At 39.5% G+C, this 22,205-nt stretch carries 24 protein-coding genes and 1 pseudogene; 1 reads left to right on the top strand and 24 read right to left on the bottom strand.

Annotated elements, in window-relative coordinates; translation table 11 throughout:
* Positions 1-56: 56 nt before the first annotated feature.
* From AC3E7H_RS01705 to AC3E7H_RS01690, 4 genes are all read right to left on the bottom strand, one after another.
* On the bottom strand, positions 57-1,223 hold the full coding sequence (locus tag AC3E7H_RS01705) for a MalY/PatB family protein (protein WP_075228236.1): 1,167 nt from the start codon (positions 1,221-1,223) through the stop codon (positions 57-59).
* 4 nt (positions 1,224-1,227) lie between these two features.
* Complete coding sequence (locus tag AC3E7H_RS01700) at positions 1,228-2,322, bottom strand: cystathionine gamma-synthase (protein ID WP_075228235.1); 1,095 nt, start codon at positions 2,320-2,322, stop codon at positions 1,228-1,230.
* 145 nt (positions 2,323-2,467) lie between these two features.
* Complete coding sequence (locus AC3E7H_RS01695; RefSeq protein ID WP_075228234.1) at positions 2,468-4,426, bottom strand: peptide ABC transporter substrate-binding protein; 1,959 nt, start codon at positions 4,424-4,426, stop codon at positions 2,468-2,470.
* A 200-nt stretch (positions 4,427-4,626) separates the two neighbouring features.
* Entirely contained in the window at positions 4,627-6,249 is a 1,623-nt protein-coding gene (locus AC3E7H_RS01690) for a putative polysaccharide biosynthesis protein (protein ID WP_075228233.1), read from the bottom strand.
* A 105-nt stretch (positions 6,250-6,354) separates the two neighbouring features.
* Between AC3E7H_RS01690 and AC3E7H_RS01685 the strand changes: the two genes are divergently transcribed.
* Complete coding sequence (locus AC3E7H_RS01685; protein ID WP_070459105.1) at positions 6,355-7,800, top strand: UDP-N-acetylmuramoyl-L-alanyl-D-glutamate--L-lysine ligase; 1,446 nt, start codon at positions 6,355-6,357, stop codon at positions 7,798-7,800.
* A gap of 41 nt (positions 7,801-7,841) precedes the next feature.
* Here AC3E7H_RS01685 and AC3E7H_RS01680 read toward each other — a convergent pair whose 3' ends face one another.
* The 20 genes and pseudogenes from AC3E7H_RS01680 to AC3E7H_RS01585 all read right to left on the bottom strand — a co-directional run.
* Complete coding sequence (locus tag AC3E7H_RS01680) at positions 7,842-8,489, bottom strand: DUF1803 domain-containing protein (RefSeq protein ID WP_490675990.1); 648 nt, start codon at positions 8,487-8,489, stop codon at positions 7,842-7,844.
* The gene (locus tag AC3E7H_RS01675; RefSeq protein WP_070459100.1) at positions 8,473-8,985 is read right to left on the bottom strand and encodes a YiiX/YebB-like N1pC/P60 family cysteine hydrolase; all 513 of its coding nucleotides are present in this window, start codon (positions 8,983-8,985) and stop codon (positions 8,473-8,475) included. The genes AC3E7H_RS01680 and AC3E7H_RS01675 overlap by 17 nt, the downstream gene beginning before the upstream one ends.
* A gap of 122 nt (positions 8,986-9,107) precedes the next feature.
* Positions 9,108-9,434: a DUF2568 domain-containing protein gene (locus tag AC3E7H_RS01670; RefSeq protein WP_070459097.1), complete on the bottom strand. Its 327-nt coding sequence runs from the start codon at positions 9,432-9,434 to the stop codon at positions 9,108-9,110.
* 53 nt (positions 9,435-9,487) lie between these two features.
* Complete coding sequence (locus AC3E7H_RS01665; protein ID WP_490675989.1) at positions 9,488-10,423, bottom strand: manganese-dependent inorganic pyrophosphatase; 936 nt, start codon at positions 10,421-10,423, stop codon at positions 9,488-9,490.
* Positions 10,424-10,513: 90 nt separating this feature from the next.
* Complete coding sequence (locus tag AC3E7H_RS01660; protein ID WP_490675988.1) at positions 10,514-10,792, bottom strand: GIY-YIG nuclease family protein; 279 nt, start codon at positions 10,790-10,792, stop codon at positions 10,514-10,516.
* Positions 10,782-11,528: a tRNA1(Val) (adenine(37)-N6)-methyltransferase gene (locus AC3E7H_RS01655; protein ID WP_000229054.1), complete on the bottom strand. Its 747-nt coding sequence runs from the start codon at positions 11,526-11,528 to the stop codon at positions 10,782-10,784. Before AC3E7H_RS01655 ends, AC3E7H_RS01660 begins: the two co-directional genes overlap by 11 nt.
* A 49-nt stretch (positions 11,529-11,577) precedes the next feature.
* Entirely contained in the window at positions 11,578-11,940 is a 363-nt protein-coding gene (locus AC3E7H_RS01650) for a S1 RNA-binding domain-containing protein (RefSeq protein WP_000689622.1), read from the bottom strand.
* Position 11,941: 1 nt separating this feature from the next.
* Entirely contained in the window at positions 11,942-13,342 is a 1,401-nt protein-coding gene (locus AC3E7H_RS01645) for a bifunctional Cof-type HAD-IIB family hydrolase/peptidylprolyl isomerase (RefSeq protein WP_075228230.1), read from the bottom strand.
* 80 nt (positions 13,343-13,422) lie between these two features.
* Positions 13,423-13,926: a GNAT family N-acetyltransferase gene (locus AC3E7H_RS01640; protein WP_075228261.1), complete on the bottom strand. Its 504-nt coding sequence runs from the start codon at positions 13,924-13,926 to the stop codon at positions 13,423-13,425.
* 322 nt (positions 13,927-14,248) lie between these two features.
* Positions 14,249-14,488: a 30S ribosomal protein S18 gene (gene rpsR / locus AC3E7H_RS01635; protein ID WP_000068664.1), complete on the bottom strand. Its 240-nt coding sequence runs from the start codon at positions 14,486-14,488 to the stop codon at positions 14,249-14,251.
* A 32-nt stretch (positions 14,489-14,520) separates the two neighbouring features.
* On the bottom strand, positions 14,521-14,991 hold the full coding sequence (ssbA, locus tag AC3E7H_RS01630) for a single-stranded DNA-binding protein SsbA (RefSeq protein ID WP_000609604.1): 471 nt from the start codon (positions 14,989-14,991) through the stop codon (positions 14,521-14,523).
* Positions 14,992-15,002: 11 nt separating this feature from the next.
* Positions 15,003-15,293 (bottom strand): 30S ribosomal protein S6, encoded by a 291-nt coding sequence (rpsF, locus tag AC3E7H_RS01625; RefSeq protein WP_001151786.1) that lies wholly within the window; start codon positions 15,291-15,293, stop codon positions 15,003-15,005.
* A gap of 128 nt (positions 15,294-15,421) precedes the next feature.
* Positions 15,422-16,078, bottom strand: a complete 657-nt coding sequence (locus AC3E7H_RS01620; RefSeq protein WP_000268637.1) for a CBS domain-containing protein — start codon at positions 16,076-16,078, stop codon at positions 15,422-15,424.
* 459 nt (positions 16,079-16,537) lie between these two features.
* Positions 16,538-17,248: an ABC transporter ATP-binding protein gene (locus tag AC3E7H_RS01615; RefSeq protein WP_075228228.1), complete on the bottom strand. Its 711-nt coding sequence runs from the start codon at positions 17,246-17,248 to the stop codon at positions 16,538-16,540.
* Entirely contained in the window at positions 17,248-18,012 is a 765-nt protein-coding gene (locus tag AC3E7H_RS01610) for an ABC transporter ATP-binding protein (protein ID WP_075228227.1), read from the bottom strand. The genes AC3E7H_RS01615 and AC3E7H_RS01610 overlap by 1 nt, the downstream gene beginning before the upstream one ends.
* Positions 18,012-18,968 (bottom strand): branched-chain amino acid ABC transporter permease, encoded by a 957-nt coding sequence (locus tag AC3E7H_RS01605; protein ID WP_075228226.1) that lies wholly within the window; start codon positions 18,966-18,968, stop codon positions 18,012-18,014. The genes AC3E7H_RS01610 and AC3E7H_RS01605 overlap by 1 nt, the downstream gene beginning before the upstream one ends.
* A gap of 3 nt (positions 18,969-18,971) precedes the next feature.
* Complete coding sequence (locus AC3E7H_RS01600; protein ID WP_075228225.1) at positions 18,972-19,841, bottom strand: branched-chain amino acid ABC transporter permease; 870 nt, start codon at positions 19,839-19,841, stop codon at positions 18,972-18,974.
* Between the two features lie 113 nt (positions 19,842-19,954).
* A complete protein-coding gene (locus AC3E7H_RS01595; protein WP_000726157.1) occupies positions 19,955-21,115 on the bottom strand; it encodes an ABC transporter substrate-binding protein in 1,161 nt (386 codons plus the stop codon).
* Positions 21,116-21,203: 88 nt separating this feature from the next.
* The gene (locus tag AC3E7H_RS01590; protein WP_000486587.1) at positions 21,204-21,473 is read right to left on the bottom strand and encodes a YlbG family protein; all 270 of its coding nucleotides are present in this window, start codon (positions 21,471-21,473) and stop codon (positions 21,204-21,206) included.
* 75 nt (positions 21,474-21,548) lie between these two features.
* Positions 21,549-22,142 (bottom strand): annotated as a pseudogene (locus tag AC3E7H_RS01585) (ATP-dependent Clp protease proteolytic subunit); the annotation flags it as partial.
* Positions 22,143-22,205 lie beyond the last annotated feature (63 nt).

Here is a 22,205-nt window from a genome sequence, read left to right as displayed (position 1 = left end):
ATTTCTTCTTACGAAAATAGCCTTCTCAGAAGAGTTCTCTTCTTGAAGGCTAATGGTTAAAGTTTCGTAAATGTTGAGATGATTCGTTGGCAAACTTCTTCCAAGACAGATGTCGGCATGGCTACATTTAAGCGAGCATGGAGGGCTCCTTCTTCACCAAAGTCCAAGCCCCTATTCAAGATAACCTTGGCTTCATCTCTTAAGAGACTTCTTAGCTCTTCATCGCTAATATCATAGGCTGAAAAATCAAGCCAAATAAGATAGGTTCCTTGAGGTTTCATGACCTTGATTTTCGTTTCTTTACCAAACAAATCCACTACATAATTGATATGCTTCTCAATCAGTTCTTTGAGTTCTGTCAACCAATCCTCCCCATAGCGATAGGCAGTTTCTGTTGCTAAATATCCCAAACCTGAGATTTCATGTTGATTATTGGCTAGCTGACGTTTTTGGAAAGCAAGTCTCAACTTTGGATTCTCGATAATAGCGTAAGAATTTTTCGTTCCAGCAATGTTAAAGGTCTTGGTAGCACTGCTTAAAATCAATGAAAATTCTTTAAAATCTTCATTTACCGTATTGAATGACTGGTGTTGATTTCCAAACAAGGCTAAATCTTGGTGAATCTCATCAGATACTAGCAAAACTCCATGTTTTTGACACAGTTGTCCAATCTTTTCCAAGACTTCTTTCTCCCAAACCCGTCCACCAGGATTATGAGGATTACAGAGAACGTAGAGCTTCACATCCTCTTCGATAAAATCTTTCTCCAATTGATCAAAGTCAATCTCAAAAAGTCCATCTTTTTCTACTAGAGAGTTGGTGATTAATCGACGATTGTTGAGCTTAATGCTCCGAGCAAAAGGAGGATAAACCGGTGTGTTAATCAGAACCGCTTCACCTTCTTTGGTAAAGGCTTGAATGGCTGTTGAAATGGCTGGTACTACTCCTTCGATAAAGACTAGAGCATCCTTATCAAAACGATAACCATGGTGTTTTTCTTCCCAGTCTTGAACGGCTTCAATCAAACCATCACTAGCATAGGTATAGCCATAGACTAATTGCTCCGCATAGTCATGGACAGTCTGACGAATCTCAGGTAAGACTTCAAAGTCCATATCAGCAATCCAGGCCGGCAATACTTGACGGTCAGTCTCTGCTTCTTTCCATTTATAAGTATGATGTCCAAAACGATTGGGCAAAGTCGTAAAATCATATCTTCCCATAGTCTTATCCTTCCAAGGCTTGACGCAAATCTTCAATCAAATCTCTAGCATCCTCAATACCAATAGACAAGCGCAAGAGGTCATCGGTCAGTCCATAAGAATGACGAACCTCTGCAGGAATGTCTGCATGGGTTTGAGTGGTTGGATATGTAATTAGACTTTCTACACCACCCAGACTTTCAGCAAAAGAGAATACTTTCAAAGTATTTAAGATATGAGGGATGCGCTTCTCATCTGCCACTTTAAAGGAAATCATTCCCCCACGACCTGTATACAAAACTTCTTTGACTGCAGGTGATTGTTCCAAAAAGGCTACGATTTCCTGAGCATTAGCTGTTGAGCGCTCCATACGAAGTGACAAGGTCTTGAGACCACGAATCAATTGATAACTATCAAATGGTGACAAGACAGCCCCTGTCGTGTTGAGATTGTAAAAGAGTTTTTCGTACAAATCAGCATTATCTGTCACAACTACACCAGCTAGAACATCATTATGGCCTGCAAGGTATTTTGTCGCCGAATGAAGGACAATATCTGCTCCATCTTCAATTGGACGTTGGTAAATCGGGCTATAGAAGGTATTGTCGACGACAACTTTAGCATCCTTAGCATGAGCTAATTGAGCCAATTTTTCAATATCAAATTCCAACATCAAAGGGTTGGTTGGCGTTTCGATATAGAGTACATCCACATCCTTTTCTAGCTCGGCAATTAGTTCTTCTTCTGTGTTAGCATAGGTAAAGTGGAAACGTCCTTCCTGCTCCACTTGATTGAACCAGCGGAAAGAACCACCGTAAAGGTCACGGACAGCCAAAACCTTGCTTCCTACTGGAAAAACGCTAAAGGCTAACACAATCGCAGACATACCTGAACTAGTCGCCAAAGCATAGTTGGCTGATTCAATAGCTGCCAAAACTTCCTCTGCCTTGCTACGAGTTGGGTTTTTGGTGCGGGTATAGTCAAATCCAGTTGATTGACCAAATTCTGGGTGCTGATAAGTCGTTGAAAAGTGAAGTGGTGTAACCAAAGCACCTGTTGCCTCATCAGACTTGATCCCTGCTTGTGCTAAAATTGTGTTGATGTGAAATGATTTACTCATACAATACCTCCAAATCTATAGTAACTATTGTACCACTTATTTTGTATCCTTCGTTTTCTTGTTTTCAAGAGCTAGTTATAGTTTCAAACTATATAAAAACGATAGCTTCTTAAGAAACTATCGTTTTTCCTGTTGAATAGACTGATTATTTAATGTGTTTAGCTAATTCTTCTTGGGCTTTTTTATTAGATTCTTCTTTTTCTTTCAGCCATTTTTGTCTAGCTTTTTCATACTCATCAGCCGTTACAGTCTTATCTTGCAACTTGAGGTACTTGTATGATTCGACACCCTTATTTCCAGCTTGTGAGAATGGCGATGAGAATGGAACTGTCTTTCTCAAGGTCGGTGTTCCACCCTGAGAAACGTTTGGAATAGCAAGGGCGCTATCAACGAGCCAAGCTTGAACTTCAGCATATTTTTCATAACGTTTTGCTGGTTCTTGCTCCTTGTTCGCTTCTTCTAGCATTTGAGTGTAAGTATCCAGACCAACTGCCTTAGCCTTGTCATTTACCTCACCTGGTTCTAGACCAATGTTTTGCAACATACCACCGTTATTGACATTTAAGATATCAAGATAACTTGATGGATCCAAGTAGTCCGCACTCCAACCGCCATTATAGATATCAAAGTCTTTTTGAGCTGCAGTTTGAGCGAGGTAGCCAGAATTATCGTAATCATCTGTTGATAATTGTTGGATATCGATAACCACATTCTCAGCTCCTAGAACAGATTCGATGGATTGTTTCAAAGAGCTTGCTTCAAGTACGCCTTTTTTAGCTGATTGGTCAACTGTTACATCCAAGTGGATTGGGAATTGCACACCCTTAGCTTCCAATTCTTTCTTGGCTTCCGCAAATTTAGCCTTAGCCTTTTCAGGATTGTAGTATGGGTCTTGCGCATCTGCAAAGTTGATTCCTTGCCATTCTTGGCCATAGTTGACCATCTTTTCTGAAACAACATCACCAAAGTCTTTTCCGTTGATGCTTACAAATGTAGGAGGTACAACTAGGTTACGAATAATCTTCGTTGCTCCGTCTTCCCCTTGAGATTGAGCTCCATAGGCTGTACGGTTATAAGCATAGTTAAAGGCTTGACGGAAGTTTTTATTCAGAACTGCTTCTTGAGTTGATTTCTTTTCGATATCTGAGGACTTAGAAGTGAAGTTATAAGACTTTCTGTCCAAGTTGAAGTTCAAGTAATAAGAAGTTGCATTTTGCATACTATAGATGATGTTATCCTTGTTCTTCTCTTTAATTCCTTCAAAGCTTGAGCTATTTGGATAGAGACGTGCGTAGCTGTAGACTCCTTCTACAAAGTTACGAGCTAGTGCATCTTGGTCACTACCATCATAATAGGCCAATTTCACATCATCTACAAAGACATTTTTTTCATCCCAGTAGTTGGGATTTTTCTTGAACTCGATGACAGATTTTGAAACAAAGGATTTCATCAAGAAAGGTCCATTGTACAAAATACTAGAAGGGTCTACCTTACCAAAGTCGTCCCCTTTTGATTTCAGGAAGTCTGCATTGACAGGGAAGAGAATGGTTGATGTTGTTTTAGAATTCCAATAAGATTCTGGTCGTGTCAAAGTGTACTGAACTGTTTGGTCGTCAATCGCCTTAACACCGACAGTTGAAAAGTCAGTTGTTTTTCCGTTGATATAGTCACCCAAACCAGCAACAGAATCTTGTACGAGGTACAAAGCTTCGGATTTTTTATCAGCTGCATATTTCAAACCAGTTACAAAATCTTGGGCAGTTACTGGAGCATATTCTTCACCTTCAGAGGTATACCACTTAGCATCTTTACGAAGTTTATAAGTGTATGTCAAACCGTCCTGAGAAACACTCCAGTCCTCTGCTAAGGATGGAACGTAGTTACCGTATTGGTCATTTTCCATCAACCCATCTACCAAATTGGTAACGATGTCATTGGTTGTTGCACGATTTTCTGCAAGATAGTTCAAACTAGACGGATCGCTAGAATAGACATAGTTGTATGTCTTTGTAGAACTAGCTGAGTTGCTACAAGCCGCCAAGAGTAGACCGGCACTTAGGGCAAGGCCTGCCAGCGTCAGATATTTTGCCTTAGACTTTTTCATTTCCAGAACCTCCAAATTTAAATATTTGTATCATTATACAGCTATTGTTTTTTTTAGTCAAGTGATTTTATCTATTTTTTACCAAATTATAGATTTTTTTCTACTAATTTTATGTTTTATCCTATTTTTAAATAAAAAAATGAACAATTTGAACTTTTCCGGATAGAAAAGTTCAAACTGTTCGTTTTATTTATAAACTATTATGATAATTTCAAACGTGCTCGCAACTGGTCAGCTTTTGCCTGACCAATAACCTTATCCAAAAGTCGAGTATAGAGAGTCATGAATCCATAGAGCCCGCCACCGATAGTACCGATTATAGCAACATAGATGAAACTCCAGAAACGTCCACTTGGTTGGAATACAAATCCTATCATCCATTGTAAGAAGCCTACCAGGATAAACATGACTAAAGTCAAAATTGTGACTAAAATTGTTCTCTTCAGAATAATCTTTCGACGTGCACCTGTCACCTCACAGATATCTCGGTACATCAAGACATTTGGAATGATGAGACCAATTGTCGTTGAAATGAGGGGACCATAACTATGGAAAATCGCAATTGATGGTAATTGAAGAACAATCTTAGCAATTGAGCCATAAACAAAATACAAGACTGCTTTACGATTACGAAACATAGCTTGAAGCATCGGTGACAAGACCATGTACAAACCAAGAATAGTTGACTGTAAGACTGCAAAAACAAACAAGCCCATCGCCAAACTATCTGGCTTACCATAAAAGACTGTATAGAGAGGTTCACCAACCATGACTACTCCAACAGTTGCTGGAAGTAAGAATAAGAAGAGCATGGTGATACTATCTTGAACGAGACGAGAAGCCGCTGGCAAATCCCCCTTGACATAGTTCTCTGTCAAGAGAGGTAGCCCAACGCTACCAATCGAAACTCCAACCGAAATCAAAATCATGGTGATTTTATTAGGATTGGCGGAGAAATAAGAAAACATGACAACCAAGTCTTCATTACTGTAGTTGGTAAACCACTTCATACTATTGATAAAGGTCATTTGGTCCAAGATTTGGAAAAGCTGAATAGCCGAACCAGTCAAGATAAACGGAATTGCTTCCTTAATCGTATCAACCAAAAGACTCTTACTGTCAATCTTATCTCGTGTTTCAAAAACTTTTTGGAGCAATCCTTCCTTATAAAGGAAATAAAGCAAGACTGCAAAACTAGCTACCATTCCCACAAAAGCTGCAAAGGTAGATTGGGTAACAGCTGATAGATAATCCTTTGAACCGAGCTTCATGATGATAAAGGTTGCTAAGAGCATCCAAATGACACGGATAACCTGCTCAGCAATTTGACTCATGGCATAGGGCTTAAGATTATTCATCCCTTGGAAAAATCCACGGATAACACTCATAGACGGGAATATCAAGACAGCCCACGCTAGACTTTGCATAATGGGGATCAAGTCCTTACCGACTCCAGAAAGGTCCGCCAACCAAGGTGCAAAGAGGTATAAAATCAAGGCAAAGGCAAGTCCTAGCACAGTCATAAAGCCTAAGAAGCTCCGAATCAGGGCAAAACTATGCTCTTCCTCATGCATGGTATTGTATTTAGCGACCTGCTTAGCGACCGCTACCGGGATACCTGCTGTTGAAATCAACAAGAACCAGGCGTAGATATTGTAGCCCATGGTGAAGAGGCCATTAGCCTTAGCTGCATAAGTCCCCATCCAGATATACCAAGGGATGATGTAGATGGCCCCGAGCAGGCGACTGATAAAGTTACTAGCCGTTAGCCAGGCAGTCCCTCGTAACATCTGGGCCTGCTGATGATTATTTTCGTTAGACATAACTTCCTCATTCAATTTTAATAACTAGGAAATGTTCCTTATCTTCCATTATAAACTTTTCCTTGTTACTTGTAAAATTCAGACTTTCGGTTTACAATAGAAAGTATGATAAAGATTGAAAACGTATTAGATATTTTAAAGAAAGATGATCTCTTCCGTGAGATCATCGACCAAGGACATTACCACTACAACTACAGTGATGTCGTTTTTGATAGCATCTGCTACGATAGCCGAAAAGCACAAGAAAATTGCCTCTTTTTTGTCAAAGGAGCAGCCTTCAAAAAAGAATTTCTCCTTTCGGCAATCGCACAAGGGCTTGGTTGGTATGTAGCAGAACAGGACTATGAAGTCGGTATTCCCGTTATTGTCGTTAGCGATATTAAGAAAGCCATGAGTTTGATTGCCATGGAGTTTTATGGCAACCCTCAGGAAAAATTAAAATTACTTGCTTTCACTGGTACTAAAGGAAAAACTACAGCAGCTTACTTCGCCTACAACATCTTAAGTCAACAACATCATCCAGCTATGTTGTCAACCATGAACACGACTTTGGACGGTAAGACTTTCTTTAAATCTGCTCTAACAACTCCTGAAAGCATTGATCTCTTTGATATGATGGCTCAAGCAGTTGATAATGGAAGAACCCACCTTATCATGGAAGTATCCAGCCAAGCTTATTTGGTAAATCGAGTGTATGGTTTAACTTTCGACGTGGGAGTTTTTCTCAACGTCACACCAGACCATATTGGTCCTATTGAACATCCAACCTTTGAAGATTACTTCTACCACAAGCGTCTCTTGATGAAAAATAGCCGAGCAGTTGTCATTAATAGCGATATGGACCACTTCTCTGTTCTAAAAGAACAAGTTGAGAACCAAGAGCATGACTTCTACGGTAGCCAGTCAAATAACCAGATCGAAAACTCCAAAGCCTTTAGCTTCTCAGCTACTGGTAAATTAGCAGGAGACTATGATATCCAGTTGATTGGACATTTCAACCAAGAAAATGCAGTCGCTGCTGGACTTGCCTGCCTTCGTTTAGGTGCTAGTCTGGAAGACATTAAAAAAGGAATCGCGATAACTCGTGTCCCTGGCCGCATGGAAGTCCTCACTCAGAAAAATGGCGCAAAAGTTTTCATTGACTACGCCCACAATGGTGACAGTCTTAAAAAACTAATCTCAGTGGTTGAAACACATCAGACTGGAAAGATTGCTCTAGTACTTGGCTCAACTGGAAACAAGGGAGAAAGCCGTCGTAAGGACTTTGGACTTCTTCTCAATCAGCACCCTGAAATTCAAGTCTTTCTAACGGCTGATGATCCAAACTACGAAGATCCAATGGCTATTGCAGATGAAATCAGTAGCTACATCCATCATCCTGTTGAAAAGATTGCTGACCGTGAACAAGCTATCAAGGCTGCGATGTCTGTTACAGGTCAAGAACTGGATGCTGTCATTATCGCTGGTAAAGGAGCTGACTGCTACCAAATCATCCAAGGTAAGAAAGAAGACTATCCAGGTGATGCAGCCATCGCTGAACGTTATCTATAGTAAATTTAAAGAAGGCTAGGAAATTTCCTAGTCTTCTTCTATTATTTTATAAAGATGAGTCTTTCTTTATCAAATTCTACAGTCAACTCATATTTTCCATCTTCATTTTGAACGATATAACCTAATAAGACTAAACTATCAACAAAGATATCACGTCGTTTCTGCATGAGTTGATCTTTTTTGAGAAATTTAAGCAAAAATGTTGTCATATATTTGAGAGCATACTCAGGATTGACATCCCCCAAAACAGCATAGAGTTTCTGCTGATCTTCTGTCAGCGGATACTGGTGCTTAACCTTATAAAAATAATTAGACAAGGTCATCTTTTCCCTAGTAAAATCCGTATACTCTTCAAGGATAGCTGCATTGGTTTGGTTACGTAATTCAGTCTGAAATTCTTTCTCCAGGATTTCTAGATAGATGGGACTATCATCTCTCACAAAGACTTCTTGGTCCAGTTCAAGAGATTCTGTAGATTCTAGAAAGGGAAGATTGAGATAATAGCGTTTGTTTTCTCTCAAAATCAAACCCGCCTTAATGTATTCCTCCAAGAGCTTGTCAACTGCGACCTCTGGAAACTGAGCCTTGATTTCACGGAGGATAACATCATCATGCTGATCAAGATAGTCTACCAAATCTCTAAAGAATGGTTGTCGCGTCAAACGAGATGGATTAAAAATCTGAATCATGAAGATTCCTTTCTTTACAAACTAAAAGTGGTGATGCTGCTAATTGACTCGGGTTAGTGCCGGACTGATTCAGAGGTACAGGAAGCCCCAAATCTCGATAATATTCTCTCCAGAAATCACCAATCTCCTTCGTCCCATCCCCAAACTTCATGGGAATGGTCTCGAAAATAGGAAGAATTTCTGCTACAAACTGAGAACAGTAAAAACCAGCTCCGTTGGGATAAAAGGAAGCATTGTAGGGAGCCCCTAAAAGGCTCTCTGCCAGCTTCTTGACTCCTTTCCTATCGATTTTCGGATAGCTATAGAGGTCATATACTTTCCCGTCTTCAAAAAAATCTTCAGATAATTGTGCAATGACACCACCTTCAACCGTTGCATGATAAACCTGTCCGTCCAAAAAGATGGCCACATGGCTATAGTGACCAGTAGATTCCTGGATGGCCTGTCCTATATCCGAATCATCTTTCACAAAAATCAAATCGCCATTTTCTAACATACTTCTCTCCTAGCAAAAAAGGAGCCGAAACTCCTTTAGCTATATGGAAAACATCGTTTTCTCGTGTCAATCTCCAGTCAAATAATTACCATTTAAATAATTCATTAACTATATTCCAAGAATCACTCTAGCTGAAAATAATAAAGTAGCACCAAACTTCCAAAAGACAGAGCTAAGTAGAAGATGCCTATTTGCAATCCATACAAATGCCAAAAACTACCACTAACTAAAATAAAAATCGACGTCTCAGCAATGAGGCGATGCCATTTTTTAAAAGCATGTGGAGATTTTGGCGCCATATATCGTGCCCATAATAAGATTAATAGAACTGCTATAAGAAAAAATAGGAATTTTTCCTGCCAAGAAATTTGTATTACAGACACGGAGAAAAGACCAAGGATTGCTACAAACTCAACCAAAAAGCGTAGCCCTTCAATCAATCGCATCATGCTATCACCTTCTATAAATAGTCAAATTAACAGTTCCAAATATTCCTTAAATATTACCCATTAAAGCTTTCTGTCAATTGTGGCACCACTTGTTTCTTACGTGAAACAGCTCCTGGAAGGAAAGCGTGGTTGTTTTCAAGTTTGAAGTTAAAGGCTGCTTCCACCTTGTCCATGTTTGAACCAAGAGCAAGAATTTCAGAGTTTGAGTTGACGATATCTGTAATCATCAAGACAAAGTCAGAGTAGCCATTAGCTGCATTTGCGGCTTGGATAGCTGCTTCGATTTCAGCTTGGCGTTCCAAGACTTCAGCAATATCAACTGTATTCACTTGAGCCACACGGACATTATTTCCGTTGAGTTCAAAAGTTTTGGCATCGATGTCAATCAACTCTTCTGCTGACTTGCTTGCCAAGTTAGTACCAGCTTTGAGCATTGCAAGACCGTATTCTTCCAAGTTCACACCAGCCAATTCAGCCAATTCAGGCGCAATAACCTTATCAGATGGGTGTGTTGTTGGAGATTTCAAAAGAAGGGTATCTGAAATCAAACCTGAAAGCATCAAACCTGCAATTTCTTTTGGAACAGCTACACCGTGTTCTTTGAACATGCGGTAAACGATAGAAGATGCTGATCCAACTGGTTCCAAACGCATGTAAAGTGGGCTTGCGGTTTCAAAGTTAGCCACACGGTGGTGGTCCACAACACCATAAACTTCTACTTCAGCAATATCTGAAACTGATTGTTGGAATTCATTGTGGTCAGTCAAGATAACTTGTTCTGCACCTTCTGCTTTAGCAGATGTGATAACGCGCGGTGCTTCCATACCAAAATAGTTCAATACAAAAGCTGTTTCTTCATTTGGAGTTCCAAGAGCCACCGCTTCTGTATCCAAACCATAAGCTTCTTTTGCAAGATAAGCAAAGGCTACAGATGAACCAATAGCATCTGAATCTGGATTTTGGTGACCAAATACTAGAATCTTAGACATGATAATACCTCGTTTCTTTATTCACTTTATTGTAGCATTTTTTTCAATTTTTGACAAAAGTAAGAGGAGTCAAAGAACTCCCCTCTACTCTTAAAAATGACTGATTAAATTTTTTTCTTGGTTGTCAGATAAAAATCTTTCCTTCTGTGGCCTCTTCTTACGTTTTAGAAGCGCTTCGGCTGACATGGCTTCTTCTTTACTATCGAAACCTTCTACATAGATAAGTTTTACTGGCAACCGAGCTCGTGTGTACTTGGCTCCCTTACCACTATTGTGAACGGCGATTCTTTTTTTGACATCCGTTGTATAGCCAGTATAGTAGGTACCATCACAACACTCTACCACATACATGTAAGCCTTATGATCCATAGTAAATCTCTTGAATTTCTGGAGTATAGGAACCATCATCATTATGAACAATGAGTGGTGGCAGAACCTTAAAACCACTAGTGGAGCCGTCCTTGATGGCTTCAATCAAAAGCATATTGGCTTCTTTCTCCCGTTTAGGGTAAACAAATTGCAGACGCTTTGGAGCTAGATTATGCTGTTGAAGCGTATCTAAGATATCTAACAATCGATCAGGACGATGGACCATGGCCAAACGCCCATTGGATTTGAGAATACTTTGGGCACTACGGCAGATTTCCTTAAGATTGGTCGTAATTTCGTGCCGAGCCAACAAATAGTGCTCACTCTCGTTCAGATTAGAATTTGGGTCCACCTTAAAATAGGGAGGGTTGCATAAAATCAAATCAACCTTACTCCCCTGAATGTAAGCAGGCATATTTTTCAAATCATCACAAATGACCTGCATCTGTTCTTCTAAGCCATTTAATCGGACTGACCGGTCAGCCATATCCGCCAATCGTTCCTGGATTTCAACAGACAGAATTTTCGCCTTAGTACGACTACTGGCAAAAAGTCCAACAGCTCCATTACCCGCACAAAAATCCACTATTAAGCCATTTTTAGGAAAGCGAGGAAAGCGTGACAAAAGTACACTATCCACCGAATAGCTAAAAACCTCTCTATTTTGAATAATCTTGATATCTGTAGAAAAGAGCTGATTGATTCTCTCTCCTGATTTTAATAATTCTTCTACCATACTTCTATTATAACAAACTATATTAACATTTCAAGAGAGAAAAAATCAATTAAGACTTTTTCTTATTTAGATTAGAGATAGCTTCCTTGGTCCAGATAGGCATCATGCGAGCCAAAGGAGCAAATCCGTATTTGACACGGTCACTTGAAAAACGTCTCCGTCTCGGTAACTGATGTTTCTCTTCTTCCAAAGTCCGAATAGAAAGACTTGCTTTACCTGTATATTCGTCCAAATCGACAACCTGAACTTGAACTTCTTCACCGATTTTCAGTACATCATAGATATTCTCAATAAATCCTGTACGAATTTCAGAAATGTGAATCAAACCTGTGATACCAGTTTCTAGCTCCACAAAGGCTCCATAAGACTGAATCCCTGTAATTCGCCCAGTTAGCTTATCACCTATTTTCATACTAGTCCTCGATTTCAATCGTTTCGATGACGACATCTTCAACCGGCTTGTCCATTGCACCTGTTTCTACACCTGCAATTGCATCCAGAACTTCATAAGAGGCTTCATCTGCAAGCTGTCCAAAAACTGTGTGACGACGATCTAGGTGAGGAGTTCCACCTTGTTCCGCATAAATTTCTGCAATTGGTTCTGGCCAACCACCACGAGCAATTTCTTTCTTAGAGTATGGCAAGTGTTGATTTTGCACGATAAAGAACTGGCTACCGTTTGTATTTGGTCCAGCATTAGCCATAGAAAGGGCTCCGCGGATATTGTAAAGTTCCTCTGAAAATTCGTCTTCAAATGACTCACCATAGATTGATTCGCCACCCATACCAGTATCAGTTGGGTCTCCACCTTGAATCATAAAGTCTTTAATAATACGGTGGAAAATGACCCCGTCATAGTAACCATCTTTTGACAGAGCGATAAAGTTGGCTACTGTTTTTGGTGCATGTTCAGGGAAAAGCTTAATACGCATATCTCCATGATTTGTTTTAATAGTCGCAATCGGACCTTCTACTGCTTCAATGTCTACTTGCGGAAACTGTAATTCTTTTTCTACCATACCAAATCCTTCTAAGGCATCAAAGATGCCATCTTCTTCTAGTGTTTTTGTAATATAATCTGCTTTTTCTTTGATTTCATCATGAGAAATCCCCATAGCAACACTAATACCTGCATAATCAAAGAGTTCTAAATCGTTAAGACCGTCTCCAAAGACCATGACGTTCTCAGGTTTAAGACCTAAATGTTCTACAACTTTTGCTACACCAGCTGCTTTTGAACCTGAAATTGGTACAACATCTGACGAATGTTCATGCCAGCGTACCATACGCAAAGTCGATGCTAAACTTTCAGGCAAAGTCAGGTCATCTCCCTGATCCTCAAAAGTCCACATCTGATAGATGTCTTCTTTTTCATAAAAATCAGGATCAACATCCAAGTCAGGATAAATTGGATCAATGGCCTCACTAATCAACTCAGTTCTAGTGGAGAGTTTAGCAGTATGACTACTAACTAAACCATAGTCAATCCCCACTTCCTTAGTCCAAGCAATATAGCTTTCAACCTTATCTTTAGAGATTTTGTTACTATCAATCACATTGCCTTTTTTATCCTCAATATAGGCACCATTCAGAGTAACAAAAAAGTCAGGTTTAAGTTCGCAAATCTCTGGCACGACACCGAAAATCCCACGACCAGTCGCAATCCCAGTTAAAATACCTTTTTCACGTAATTGTTGAAATACTGTTGGAATTGAGGTTGGGATAAAACCAGTCTTTGAGTTTCGCAAAGTATCATCAATATCAAAAAAAACAATCTTTATTTTTTTTGCCTTATATCTTAATTTCGCATCCATCTCATTACCTCCTTCAATTCACTCTTTCCATTATACCATAAAGTAGAGGAATCCCACATCCCCAATAAAGTCCTTGTCTCTTATCCGAATTCCTTTACTAGATACAAAACCAAATCATCATTATTTTGGCTAGTTGCATTCATTTCCAAGGGTTGATTTCGATACCAGACACCTGTCCCATCTGGAATGTAGCCCCGTCTGATATACAATCTCTGGGCAGGGCCATAGCCTAAGTGCAAACCTACGCCAAGAGTGACCTTACTCGAAACAAACTTGACTCGTTTTTCTGCTTCTTCTAGCAGTTGATTCCCAATCCCTTGATTTCGAAAAGGCTCAAACACATTAAAATCTGATAATTCTGGATAGACTTCTGCAAAAGGACCATGTTTAGCAGAGGGCAAAATGGTAACGTAGCCCGCTACAGCACCATCAATCTCTGCAACTAAGACTCCTCTCTCCCCACTTTCCTGTTCCAGAAAATATCTAGCCAAAATTTCCTCTCTACCAGGCCAACCTTGATTCATAAATCCATGAGATAAGGATTCAATATCAGACTTAATCATATTTCTAATCGTAAAATTCATCTTTGACTTACCCACCTTTACTCTTTCTATTACCATTATAGCACGCCAAGGTCAGAAAAAAACTATCTCGTGAAAAAAGACCCAACCGGGTCTGAAAAAGAGGTCCACTGAACCCAAACTCGCTTTCACATTTCTATGCTCGTGAAAAAAGACCCAAACGGGTTTTAATTCGCTTTCTTGTTTTCATGCTCATGAAAAAGAGGTCCACCGGACCTCAACTCGCTTTCACATTTCTATGCTCGTGAAAAAAAGACCCGTCGGGGTCTTAATTCGCTTTCTTGTTTTCATGCTCATGAAAAAGAGGTCCACCCGGACCCCTTTTTTAATCTTCGTTTACGAAAGGCATCAAAGCCATTACGCGAGCGCGTTTGATAGCTGTTGTTACTTTACGTTGGTTTTTAGCTGAAGTTCCTGTTACACGACGAGGAAGGATTTTCCCACGTTCTGAAACGAAACGGCTAAGAAGCTCAGTATCTTTGTAATCAACATATTCAATTTTGTTTGCTGCGATGTAATCAACTTTTTTACGGCGTTTGAATCCGCCACGACGTTGTTGAGCCATGTTTTTTTCTCCTTTATAGTATTAATTGTCCATTAGAATGGTAAATCATCATCTGAAATATCCAAAGGATTCGTTGTTCCGAATGGATTTTCATCACGTGAAAAGTCAGGTACTGATTGAGTAGGTGCTGAATAGTTTGAACTTGGTGCAGAATAAGCTCCACCAGTATGTCCTTCACGCACACTACGGCTTTCCAACATTTGGAAATTCTCAGCCACGACTTCCGTCACGTAGACACGTTGTCCTTGCTGGTTATCGTAACTACGAGTCTGAATACGACCTGTCACCCCGATAAGCGAGCCTTTTTTAGCCCAATTAGCAAGATTCTCAGCCTGTTGGCGCCACATAACGACATTGATAAAATCAGCCTCACGTTCGCCATTTTGACTCTTAAATGTACGGTTTACTGCAAGAGTAAAAGTCGCAACTGCTACATTTGATGGGGTATAACGCAACTCAGCGTCACGAGTCATACGCCCTACAAGTACAACATTGTTAATCATAATCTACCTTCTTACGCGTCAGTTTTGACGATCATGTGACGAAGAATGTCAGCGTTGATTTTTGAAAGACGGTCAAACTCTTTAAGAGCTGCATCATCATTTGCTTCAACGTTAACGATGTGGTAAAGTCCTTCGCGGAAATCTTGGATTTCGTATGCAAGACGACGTTTTTCCCATGTTTTTGATTCAACAACAGTTGCACCGTTGTCAGTCAAGATAGAGTCAAAACGTGCTACCAAAGCGTTTTTCGCTTCTTCTTCAATGTTTGGACGAATGATATAAAGAATTTCGTATTTAGCCATTGATATGTTCCTCCTTTTGGTCTAATGACCCCAAGACTTTGCAAGGGGTAAGTGAGGTTTGCTCACAATAAATTATTATACTAGAAAAAATTTTTTTTAGCAAGTAAAAACTGCTTCTATTTTATTTTTTACAGTTTTTTTGCTAAAGTTTGTGTAATTTCTTCAACTTGAATATTCTCAGATTCAAATTTCTGTTTAAAGGTAGCTAGATCAACCGTTCCCTCAATTTGAACTTCGATAACAATCTTACCATCTTTACGTGGAATATTAACAGTATGAGAAATATTTAGATTTTCCTCAACGATTAAAGAAACAATCTTACCAAGTACCCCAACTTCATTTTCTGTGATAAAACGAACACGGATTCCCTCTTCGCCATAACCAGAAATTTCAAGAAATGCTCTGAACACATCACGGTCAGTAATGACACCATAGACTTGTCCATTATCAATAACTGGTAAGATTCCAATCTTATTTTTCAGCATAAGGTAGGTTGCATCTTCCAAACTTGCATAACCTGAGACAGTTACAACATCACGAATCATGACGTCCTTTACTTTTGTTTTATTGAGCAAGTAATTCATCTCGAAGATTGAAAGACTCGTTGCTTTTGACGGACTGGCTTCAGCAATTGTTCCTTCTGTTACTAGACCAACTAATTTATCATTTTCAATAACAGGAAGACGATGCAAACCTTGTTCGCGCATCAAGTCTGCTGCATGTGCTACAGTCGTATCTGGGCTAATATATACGACCTTTCGTGTCATAAAATCTTTAACTGCCATAGGAACTCTCCTTTATGTTTATAGCTTTATTATACACTTTTTACGAAAATCAATCAAACGCTTTCATCTATTTTTCAAGATTCTGAAAACTCTGAAATACTATAAAAAGAGCCCTATATTAGGACCCTCAATCTTATGATTATGTAATTTATTTGGCAATCTTTCCCGCAGACTAAAACAATCCACTGGATCTGATGATTGTCGAACAATCTCTATCCGCCGGCTAAAAAAGTTCCACGGACTAATGTGGATTGCTTGTTCAATCTTTATCTACCGACTAAAACAATCCACTGGATTTGATGATTGCCAAGCAATCTTTATCTGCCGACTAAAAAGGTCCCACGGACTAATGTGGATTGCTTGCGCAATCCTTATTCGCAACCTAAACTAGTCTCCCAGACTATGCGAAGATTACTACGTAATCCTTATCCGCCGACTAAAAATGTCCCCCGGACCTTTTTAGCCACCTAGATATGCTTTTCTGACTTCGTCTGATGCTGCGAGTTCTTTACCTGTTCCTGAAAGAACGATTTTACCTGTTTCAAGAACATAGCCTCGATCTGCGATGGCTAGTGCTTTATTGGCATTTTGCTCGATCAAAAGAACAGTTGTACCTTGTTTTTGAATATCTTGAATGATATCAAAAATTTCTTGGATGAAAATTGGTGCAAGCCCCATTGATGGTTCATCTAAGAGAAGAAGTTTAGGCGTTGACATAAGCGCACGTCCCATAGCAAGCATCTGTTGCTCACCACCAGAAAGGGTAGCTGCATCTTGGTTTTTACGTTCTTCCAGACGAGGGAAACGTGAAAAGACTTTTTTCAGATTTGCTTGGTTCTCTTCACGATTTTTCTTAAGAAAGGCTCCCATCTCCAAGTTTTCCATAACAGTCAAACCTGAGAAAACATGACGTCCTTCTGGTACTTGAGAAAGTCCTGATGCCACAATCTTCTGTGCAGGCATCTTTTGGATTTCTTGTCCCAAAAATTCAATTTTACCAGAACTTGGGCGCACAAGACCTGATAGGGTACGAAGGATGGTTGTTTTACCAGCACCGTTAGCACCGATAAGTGAAACAACTTCCCCTTCATTAACTTCAAAGCTCACATCACGTACAGCTTGAATCATACCGTAGTGAACTGAGAGGTTTTCAACTTTTAACATAGACATTAGGCTTCACCTCCAAGATAAGCTTCGATAACACGTTTATTGCTCTTGATTTCATCTGGTGTCCCATGAGCAATCAAACGACCGTACTCTAAAACATAGATTCGCTCCGTAACTTCCATAACCAAGTTCATATCATGTTCAATCAGCATGATGGTAATCTTGAATTCATCCTTGATGCGACGGATCAACTCAGTCAATTCTGCAGTTTCTTGTGGGTTCATACCTGCTGCTGGCTCATCCAAGAAGAGAATTTTAGGCTCTGTAGCAAGGGCGCGAACAATTTCCAAACGACGTTGTTGGCCATAGGCTAAGTTTTTAGCTAAGGTTTCAGCATCACCATCCAAATCAAAGATTTTTAGTAATTCTAAGGCTTTAGCCTTTAATTCTTTTTCATTCTTATAAAAAGCAGGTAAGCGCAAGAAGCTTGCAAAAACATGTTGTTTATGATGGTTACTAAATGCAATCAAAACGTTATCCAAAACTGTCAAGTCTTTAAAGAGGCGGATGTTCTGGAAGGTACGCCCTAAACCAAGAGATGCGATTTTATAAGGTTGCTTACCATTTAGTAAGTGGCCATCCAAGGTTACTGTTCCTTCGCTTGGTTCATAAACTCCTGTCAGTAGGTTGAAAAGAGTTGTTTTCCCAGCTCCGTTCGGTCCAATCAAGCCAACAAGTTCACCTTCATTCAATTCAAGAGTTACATCTCCAACAGCTGTCAGACCACCAAAATGCTTGGTTAACTGTTTTACTTCAAGTAATGCCATTAGTTTTGTCCCTCCTTCTTACCTTTTTTAAAGAGTCTTGATAGGCTCAATTCCCATGTTCCAAGTAGACCACCTGGTCTGAAAATCATAACGAGTACCAAGGCCAAAGCATAGATAATCATACGAATGCTAGCTACGTCTTGAAGGAACATATTCAAAATACCAAGAACAATGGCAGCAACAATTGCTCCTGTAATTGATCCCAAGCCACCAAATACAACGATAATTAAAACGTTGATAGAGTTGATAAAGCTATAATCTTTTGGCACAACAGAGCCGATAAATCCTGCTTGAAGCGAACCTGCAATACTTGCAGTCATAGCTCCAAATACAAAAGCAATAATTTTGATCTTAGTTGTATTGACCCCAACTGATTCAGCAGCGATTTCATCTTCACGAACGGATAAAGTTAGACGACCGATTGGACTACGAAGGAAATTTAGTGTTGCAATTGTTGTAATCACAGCAAAGAAATATACCATTTGCCAGGTTGTAAAGTTTGGAATACCAAGGATACCAGCAGCTCCGTTAGTTAGTTCACCGCCATTAATAATAAAGATTCGAATGATCTCAGCAACACCTAATGTCGCAACAGCAAGGTAGTCCCCTTTCAAACGTAGAGTTGGAATACCTACGATTAAGGCAACTAAACCAGCAATAATGGCACCAAGCAACATTGCTCCAAAGAAAGCTCCATAAGTTGGAGATTTAGAACCAATAATAGCTGCAGCATAGGCACCGATAGCCATAAAACCAGCATGTCCTAGTGAAAACTGACCAGAGAAACCAACAATCAGGTTAAGACCCACAGCCAGAATAATGTTAATCCCGATTTGTTCTAGGATTTGAATATGGAAAAGGTTTAGAACTCCTAGTGAAACTAATAAACTAATCAAACCGTATCCAAGCAACAAAAGGAATAACCAGAGAATATTAACTTTTAAATTATCTTTCATTGTTTACACCTTCTCTTTCACATTCTTACCGAGGATACCAGCTGGACGAACAATCAAGATCAAGAGCAAGATTCCATATACGATGGCATCTCGGTAATCTGACATTCCAAAGGCTGTTGCGAAAGTTTCCAATAGTCCAATTACAAAACCTCCAAGAGCAGCACCAGGGATGATTCCGATACCACCAAGAACAGCAGCAACGAAAGACTTAATACCTGGAGTCATACCCATCAATGGTTCAAGAGAGTTATAGTAAAGTGCAATCAAGACACCCGCTGCACCAGCTAGAGCTGAACCCAATGCAAAGGTGAAACTGATTGTACGGTTCACGTTAATCCCCATCAGCTGAGCAGCATCACTATCTACAGAAACGGCACGCATGGCTTTCCCCATCTTGGTTTTTTGTACGATGAGTTGTAGAAGAACCATCAAAACAAGTGAGACAGTCAAAATCAACAATTGAATATTTGTTAGACTGATTGGTCCCAAGTCATAACGAACTGTTTGGATTGCTTGAGGGAAGGCACGTGTGTTGGCGCCTACCAGATAGACCATCCCATACTCCAGTAAGAAGGAAACCCCGATGGCTGTAATCAATACAGAGATACGAGTTGAATGACGTAATGGACGATAAGCTAGGAACTCAATGATAACACCGAGAATTGCCGTTCCAATCATCGATAAGATCAAGGCAACAAAGAAATTTAATTGCAAGGAATTAATCAAGAAATAACCCATGAAAGCACCCATCATATAAATATCACCGTGGGCAAAGTTAATGAGCTTGATAATTCCATAAACCATAGTATAACCTAGGGCTAGCAGCGCATAGACACTCCCCAAGATTAGACCATTGACAAGTTGTTGAAGCATATGGTTCACTCTTTCTAAGTTTTTTTTTAGGATTTTTATAAAAAAATAATCCTTTCATAAACACCGAAACAGGGAGTGAGTAAAAGCTCATTCCCCATTTCCTGTATCTATAATTATGGTTTTACGACTTCTGCCGCTTCTACTTTACCATTATTCATGGTCATCATGAAGGCTGTTTTCACAGTGTTGTGATCTGCATCAAAGCTTGTTTGACCTGTAACACCTTCAAAGTTTTGTGTTTTAGCAAGATTGTTCTTGATATCAACTGAAGTTTTTGCACCTTTTGCTGCATTAGCTACAAGGTAAACTGAGTCATAAGCAAGAGCTGCAAATGTTGAAGGATCTTCGTTGTATTTTGCACGGTAAGCTTCAAGGAAGGCTTTTGCTTTATCTGAAACATCAACAGTAGTTGAAAATCCTGAGATGAAGTAAATGTTTGTTGCTCTTTCAGCAGTTGCTTGTTGAACAAATTCCGCACCGTTGAATCCATCACCACCGATGATTGGTTTATCAATTCCCATTCCACGAGCTTGGTTTACAATCTTACCAGCTTCTGTATAGTAACCTGGCAATACGATTGCATCAAAGTCTTTATCTTTGATTTTTGTCAAAGCTGCTTGGAAGTCAGTGTCACCTGATACAAACGTTTCATCTGCTACGATTTCGCCTGAGAATGAATCACGGAATGATTTTGCAATTCCTTTAGCATAGTCGCTTGAGTTATCAGTATACAAGACAACTTTCTTAGCGTTCAACTTGTTTGTAACATAGTTAGAAATGATTTTCCCTTGGAAGCTATCTTGGAATGTTCCGATGAAAAGGAAATCTTGACCTTTTGTCAAACCATCTTGAGTAGCACTTGGAGAAATCAATGGAACCCCAGCTTGTGTAGCATTTGCTACTGCTGCTGCAGTTGCACCTGAAGTTGCAGGTCCTACGATTGCTGCTACTTTAGATTGAGTAACAAGGTTTGTTGAAACTGAAGCAGCTTCAGCAGTTTCAGATTTGTTATCTTTGTCTACTACTTCGATCTGTTTTCCATCGATACCACCTGCTGCGTTGATTTCATCAACTGCAAGTTGAGCACCCTTTTGCTCAGATGTACCGTAAGATGCTACAGCACCAGTTTCTTCAAAGTTGAAACCAATTTTAACGACTTTCTCATCCACTGGGTTACCAGTTGAATTTGAAGCTCCTGTCTTCACTTCTCCACAAGCTGCTAAAACAGCTACACTTGCAAGAGCTACAAGTGATAAGGCAAATTTTTTCTTCATGTTTATCTCCTTTTAATTTCTTAATTTAAATTACATGTTAAGAATATACCGAATTATCTGAAAATTGTCAACACATTTATCTTAATTTTTACATGATAACGTTTTCGCTATTTCTATAGAGACTACCAACAAAGGGAGTTTCCAATTCTTGGATATGACATCGTCGCACTTTTTTGATAAATCTCTCTTTTCCTAAACGGCTAACCAGTTCTTCCACTTCTTCTGTTGGGACATACAGTTGCAGATAACGGTGTTTTTTAGAGTGGTAACAAATATCACCATAATGATCGAGTTTTTTTGCATCACGATTATAGTATAGGTAGATAATCAGACCAGACCGATTCTCTTTTTGAAACATATTACAACTTCCTTCTAACAATCTTCTTACTATTATATCAAAAAAAGCAAACTCAGTCGAGTTTGCTTCAAAAGATTAATTCAAAGAATTATTAGCCATGATTTCATCAATGAAACCATATTCAAGTGTTTCTTGAGCGCTCATCCAGTAATCACGTTCAGCATCTGCATGGATTTGCTCAACTGATTTACCAGAGTTATCTGCAAGAATTTGCTCCAAAGTCTTACGAGTTTTTAGCAAGTGTTCAGCAGCGATAGCCATATCTGTTTGCTGAGTACCACCACCTGTACCACCCATTGGTTGGTGAATCATGTACTCTGCATTTGGAAGCATGAAACGTTTACCTTTTGCTCCACTTGAAGCAATAATTGTTCCCATTGAAGCTGCCATCCCCATAACGATAGTTTGGACATCTGCCTTGATAAAGTTCATGGTATCAACGATTGCCAAACCAGCTGATACAGAACCACCAGGAGTATTTACATAAAGGTAAATATCTTTTGTACTATCTTGGGCATCCAAGAAAAGCAATTGAGCGATGACTGAGTTCGCCATATTGTCTTCGACTGGTCCAGTCAACATGATGATACGATCTTTTAAAAGACGTGAGTAAATGTCATATGAACGTTCTCCACGACTTGTTTGTTCAATAACTACAGGAATCATTCTTTTCTCCTTCTGATTTCAATATTTCTTAGTCAAACGACTCAATACAGGATTATTATATATTTT

The sequence above is a fragment of the Streptococcus sp. SCPM-O-B-15304 (M98) genome (assembly GCF_058200215.1).
This window is presented reverse-complemented; position numbering and strand designations above follow the sequence as displayed.